The organism is Kitasatospora sp. NPDC056783, from assembly GCF_042789895.1.
Taxonomy (GTDB): domain Bacteria; phylum Actinomycetota; class Actinomycetes; order Streptomycetales; family Streptomycetaceae; genus Kitasatospora.
Window position 1 is genome coordinate 1 of record NZ_JBHUAF010000506.1, and the last position, 5013, is coordinate 5013.

The 5013-nt window shown below is 70.9% G+C and carries 5 protein-coding genes and 1 tRNA gene; 2 read left to right on the plus strand and 4 right to left on the minus strand.

The window, feature by feature from the left end; translation table 11 throughout:
• Positions 1 to 152: 152 nt before the first annotated feature.
• Positions 153 to 1001: a GntR family transcriptional regulator gene (locus ACFRMQ_RS37975; protein WP_380735436.1), complete on the minus strand. Its 849-nt coding sequence runs from the start codon at positions 999 to 1001 to the stop codon at positions 153 to 155.
• Between the two features lie 430 nt (positions 1002 to 1431).
• Positions 1432 to 1512: transfer RNA gene (locus ACFRMQ_RS37980), tRNA-Tyr, on the minus strand.
• A gap of 217 nt (positions 1513 to 1729) precedes the next feature.
• Here ACFRMQ_RS37980 and ACFRMQ_RS37985 point away from each other — a divergent pair.
• Positions 1730 to 2218 carry a YajQ family cyclic di-GMP-binding protein gene (locus ACFRMQ_RS37985; protein WP_380700944.1) on the plus strand — a complete coding sequence of 163 codons (489 nt, stop codon included), beginning with the start codon at positions 1730 to 1732 and terminating at the stop codon, positions 2216 to 2218.
• A 116-nt stretch (positions 2219 to 2334) separates the two neighbouring features.
• Here the strand turns inward: ACFRMQ_RS37985 and ACFRMQ_RS37990 are convergent, their stop codons facing one another.
• Both ACFRMQ_RS37990 and ACFRMQ_RS37995 read right to left on the minus strand, forming a co-directional pair.
• The gene (locus ACFRMQ_RS37990) at positions 2335 to 2829 is read right to left on the minus strand and encodes a hypothetical protein (protein ID WP_380735437.1); all 495 of its coding nucleotides are present in this window, start codon (positions 2827 to 2829) and stop codon (positions 2335 to 2337) included.
• A 42-nt stretch (positions 2830 to 2871) separates the two neighbouring features.
• Positions 2872 to 3531 (minus strand): ArsR/SmtB family transcription factor, encoded by a 660-nt coding sequence (locus ACFRMQ_RS37995; protein WP_380735438.1) that lies wholly within the window; start codon positions 3529 to 3531, stop codon positions 2872 to 2874.
• Between the two features lie 160 nt (positions 3532 to 3691).
• Between ACFRMQ_RS37995 and ACFRMQ_RS38000 the strand changes: the two genes are divergently transcribed.
• Positions 3692 to 5011, plus strand: a complete 1320-nt coding sequence (locus tag ACFRMQ_RS38000; RefSeq protein ID WP_380735439.1) for an MFS transporter — start codon at positions 3692 to 3694, stop codon at positions 5009 to 5011.
• The last annotated feature ends 2 nt before the right edge of the window (positions 5012 to 5013 follow it).

Sequence of the window (5013 nt, forward strand, 5' to 3'; positions counted from 1 at the left end):
CTGCTCGCCTGCGGCGAGCAGGCCCTCACGGAGTCGGCGCGCGACTTCCGGAGCGGGAAGGCCAGCGAAGACCGCGCACACCGGGCCGTCGAAATCGAGGAGAATGTGCTTCACCGGCCGCAGCACGTCGGCGAGTTGCTGAGAGGTGGCGATCATGGCTGCCGCTCGTACGCAATCGTGCTCCACACGCTGTCGAACCACATCTGGGCCTGCTGGACGTACTGCGACCCGAGCGAGGCGTCGTCCGGGCCGGCGGCGTGGTGGAACAGGGTGGTGTCCTTGCCGGTCACGTCGTAGAAGGTGTGGTCGGTGTCGTCGATCGTCACGGTGCGCTCGCGGAGCGGGTAGAAGCCGAAGAACGCCTCCGACCGGTTCAGGATGTACAGCTTGAACAGGCTGGATGCCCTGTGCACCTTGACCTGGACGCTCGCCTTCTGGACCAGGCCCAGCTCGGCCAGCATCTCCACCGAGTGCGCGATCCCGCCGGCGTTCGTCAAGGCGATGTTGCGGGCGTGCTGTCGGAGGGCGGCCTCGTCCTGGAGCCCGTCGACCAGGACCGGCACCGCCATCGGCGCCGTGGCGTCCGGCAGCAGCAGGCGAACCGTGATGGACTCCGGTGCCAGCCGCCCAGAGCGGACCTTGTCGAGCGGCTCCTGTAGCGCGTTGTGCAGCGTCTCGCTGGAGAAGCCAGCGAAGTCGAGGGTCACCTGCTGCTGCTCGAAGGCCGCTTCGAGGTGAGGCCGCAGCCCGACCGGCCGGGAGGTGCGCTCCCGCACGAAGGAGCCGCTGCCCTGCCGGGTCACGATCAGCCCCTCGGTGCGAAGCAGGTCGAGGGCCTTGTCCACGGTGCCGCGCGCCACGCCGAAGTGCTTGGCCAGCTCGGGGCCGGAGGGGAGCTTGTCGCCGGTCTCGAAGCCCGGCTTCTTGGTGAGGATCGAGGCCCGCAGAGAGCTGCCGACCTGCTGATACGGGGGGCGAGAGTCATCCGGGTCCAGGGCCATGGACCAACGCTAGGGGAGGGTGTCCAACAGACACGAGAAACCCGACTCTCTTGACTCGCCTAAGCAGGTTGTCCGTGTTCCGCGTGTCGCACCGAGTGAGACAGGGGCGACACGGGGGCCTTCTTCGGGCTCGCCCGGCGAGCGGGGCACAGCGCGGCCGTCCCGCTGCCGGTCTACGCGAGGTACCTGCACGGCACCGTCGAGTACGCGAACGAGCTGATCTCGAAGCGGCTCAACCGGAACCGTCCGATGTCGCCCGCCCCGGATCCTGGTCCGCAGCTGGTCCGTACGCGCTGGTCAGCAGCGGGATCCGGGTGGAATCAGGTGAGACAAACCACCCAAAACAACCACTCATCAGTATCACTGTTCGAGCACAACAAAACAGCCTCTGATCTGCGTTTCCGCAGATCAGAGGCTGTTTTCTATCCTGTGGCTGGTGCAGGGTTCGAACCTGCGTAGCTTGCGCGACAGATTTACAGTCTGCTCCCTTTGGCCGCTCGGGCAACCAGCCAGGATTTCGTTTCCCGGGGTGTTCGCCCCGTTCGACTTGGTAAACCATACCCGATCCCGGGGGGTGCTCCGCCACTCGATAGATCACGCGATGATCAAGGAGTCTGGGGCGGCCGCTACGGGCGGGGCCGGTGTGGCGCTGGATAGGCTGGGACCGCGGATCGCCCGGTGGGGCGGGCCGTGCCAGTGAAGCCAGAGCATCAAGGAGACCAACACCCATGGCCGACTCCAGTTTCGACATCGTCTCGAAGGTCGAGTGGCAGGAGGTCGACAACGCGATCAACCAGACCTCCCGCGAGATCGCGACGCGTTTCGACTTCAAGAACGTGGGCGCCGAGATCAGCCGCTCCGGCGAGAAGATCGAGATGAAGGCGAACGGCGAGGAGCGCGTGCGCGCCGTCCTCGACATCCTCCAGACGAAGTTCGTCAAGCGGGGCCTGTCGCTGAAGGCGCTGGACGCCGACGAGCCCCAGCTCTCCGGCAAGGAGTACAAGATCTTCGCCAACGTCAAGGAGGGCATTACCACCGAGGACGCGAAGAAGGTCGCGAAGATCATCCGCGACGAGGGCCCGAAGGGCGTCAAGGCGCAGGTCCAGGGCGACGAGCTGCGCGTCAGCTCGAAGAGCCGCGACGACCTCCAGGCCGTGCAGGCCCTGCTCAAGGGCAAGGACCTGGACTTCGCGATCCAGTACGTGAACTACCGCTGACCCAGGTCGGCCGGTCCGACGGACGACGGCGCGGCCCCGCTCCCCGGCCAGGGGGGCGGGGCCGTTCGCGTCGGCGGGCCGTCCACGGCGGCGGGGCCGGGTGGATGGGCGGTGGCTCAGTCGGTGGGCTCCGCCCAGCCGGCGGTGGTGCGGTGCCGCCCCAGGCCGACCGTCTCGAACTCGTCGGCCCGGTCTTCCCCGGTGCGCGCGCCGATCCGTCGCAGGACGCGGGAGATCGGGGTTCCCTCGTCCGGGGAGGGCTCGAACTCGCCGATGGTGAGCGGGCCGAGGGCGACCTCGCCGTCCACCCAGACGGCGGCGCGCTGGGTGCCGCTGCCGCCGAAGTACTCGGCCTCGACGCAGGCGATCGGGCCGGCCTTCGACCAGGCGGCCAGCCGGAGTTCGAAGCCGTCCGAGTGCCAGCCGAACCCGGCCCCGCCGCCGGGCTTGCGCACGCTGCCGTCACTCTGGAGCCCGGCGAGGACCGCGGGGGTGACCGGGATCAGCGCCAGGCCCTGCGCCAACGGCACCACCCGGGCCGCCGGAACCTCCGCCGCCGCCACCGTCAGCAGCTCCTGTGTTCCTATCAGCGCCTGGAGTTCGTAGGACATGCCGGACATGGTGTCCCACCGCACCGACAGCCGACCCGGAATTTATGATTCCGTGCCCGGTCGGAGACCGTAGAGCAGAGTAAAGGCGGTCACGTCCAGCGCATCCTCGCTCGCGCTCGGACCTTCTTCGTTCAGTTCGTCGAAGATTTCGGCCAGCTGGGAGCGCAGCCGTTCGAGCCGCTCAGGGCTGAGCCGCATCGCGAAGTCCGCGAACAGTCCGTACGGCGGGCGGCCCGAGCCGTCCGTCGGCCGGCCGAAGTCCAGCCGGCCCTCGGCGATCCTGACGCGGAAGTCGGCCCGCACCCGGTCCATCGCGGCCACGATGGCCTCGTACGCGTCGGAGCGGCCCGGCGAGTCGGCGGTGAACATCCCCGGGGCCAGCCGGATCGAAGCCTGGGCGGCCCGGTAGCGGCTCTCCACGATGCCGGAGACCAGCCGGGTGCCGGCCACCAGGACCAGTCCGGCCTTCTCCAGCTGCTTGATGTGCCGGTAGAGCTTGGTCTGCGGCTCGTCGAGCGCGGCGGCGATCTCCTTGGCCGTCAGCGGGCGGTCCTCGGCGGACTGCAGTGCGCCGAGGATGGCCAGGCGCAGCGGGTCGGCCAGGGCCTTCAGCGCCGCGACGTCGGCCACCTGGCGCTCCTTGACCCAGGTGACGGGCTGCTGCTCGCCGCTGTCGGCGGGTTCCGGTGCTTGCTCGACCACGGGGCCACCCTTCCAGATCGGCCGCGCCGGACGCAATCACGCTCCGGTGAGCGCTCACTCTTGCGCTATCAATCATGCTTGCGTCACCATTCACTCAAACGTGAATGTTGACGGCGGTCGCAACGATGGGGGCGGACACATGGCGGACCAGACGACGGCAATGACGGAAGCGGCGGAAGCGGCGGAACCGGGAACGGACGCGGCAACGGGAGCGGAACCGAAAGCGGCGGAGCGGCCCGAAGCGCCGTCACCACTCGTACCGCTGCGGCGCAACCTGCGGTTCCAGGCCCTCTGGGCCGGCCAGGCCTCCGCGACCCTCGGCATGGTGATCGGCGACACCGCCTTCCCCCTGCTGGTCCTCGCGCTCACCGGCTCCTCCACCTCCGCCGGGGCCTTCGGTGCCGTGCAGATGGTCACCACCCTGCTGCTGGGCATCCACGGCGGCGCGGTGGCCGACCGGGTGGACCGCCGCCGGGTGCTGATCGCCTCCGACGCCGCCCGGCTGCTCGCCCTCGCCAGCGTCCCGGCGGCCCTGGCGTTCGGTCCGGTGAACCTGGTCCACGTCCTGCTGGTCGCCGCCGTGATCGGTGCGACCGTCGCCTACAGCGGCCCGGTCCGGCTGCTCGCGCTGCGCTCGGTGGTCCCGCCGGAGCAGCTGTCCCAGGCACTGGCCCAGGACGAGGCCCGGATGAGCGGGGCCTCACTGGCCGGACCGCCGCTGGCCGGATTCCTGTTCGGGCTCGGCCACGCGGTCCCCTTCCTCGGGGCCGCCCTCGCCTCGCTGTTCGCGGTGACCGCCGCCGTCGCGGTGCGCTTCCCCAGCCCGCACGAGTCCGCGGCCCCCGGCGGACCCACCAGGGACAGCGCCCTGGCCGGCTTCCGCGTCCTCGCCGCCTCCCCGCTGCTGCGGAGCGCGCTGGCCGTCCTGCTGGTGCTCAACCTGGCCGGGGCCGCACTGCTGCTGCCCGTCATGGTGCTGCTGCGCGAGCACGGCACCAGCAGCGCCGGGATCGGCCTGGCGCTGGCCGGCGAGGCGGTGGGGGCGCTGGCCGGCGCCGCCCTGGTCGCCCGGCTGCACCGGCTGGCCGGGCCCGGCGTGCTGTTGCTGGCGGTCGCCTGGAGCGCCGTACCGGTCCCGCTGGCGCCGCTGCTGCCCGGCGGGGCGGCCACCGTCTTCGCCGCCCTGTTCGTGTTCGGCGCGGGCGTGCCGACCCTGCGGGTGATGCTCGACCTGCTGGTCTTCCGCCAGGTCGCGGACGCGCTGCGCGGCCGGGTGATCGCGGCGACCATGACGCTGCTCACCGCCGGCATGCCCGCCGGAAGCTTCGTCGCCGGCCTGCTGCTTGACCGCTCCTCCCCCGCCGCCGTGCTGGTCGCCATCAGCGCCCTGCTCACCGTCGCGCTGCTGGCCGCGACCGCGAGCCGCCCGAGGCGCCGCGCCACGTGGCCACCGGGGGCCAGGGCGGGCCGGGAGGGCTGACG

Coding starts and splice junctions, on each gene's coding strand:
- ACFRMQ_RS37975 (WP_380735436.1), bottom strand. CDS start 1,001: ATGGCCCTGGACCCGGATGACTCTCGCCCCCCGTATCAGCAGGTCGGC.
- ACFRMQ_RS37985 (WP_380700944.1), top strand. CDS start 1,730: ATGGCCGACTCCAGTTTCGACATCGTCTCGAAGGTCGAGTGGCAGGAG.
- ACFRMQ_RS37990 (WP_380735437.1), bottom strand. CDS start 2,829: ATGTCCTACGAACTCCAGGCGCTGATAGGAACACAGGAGCTGCTGACG.
- ACFRMQ_RS38000 (WP_380735439.1), top strand. CDS start 3,692: ATGACGGAAGCGGCGGAAGCGGCGGAACCGGGAACGGACGCGGCAACG.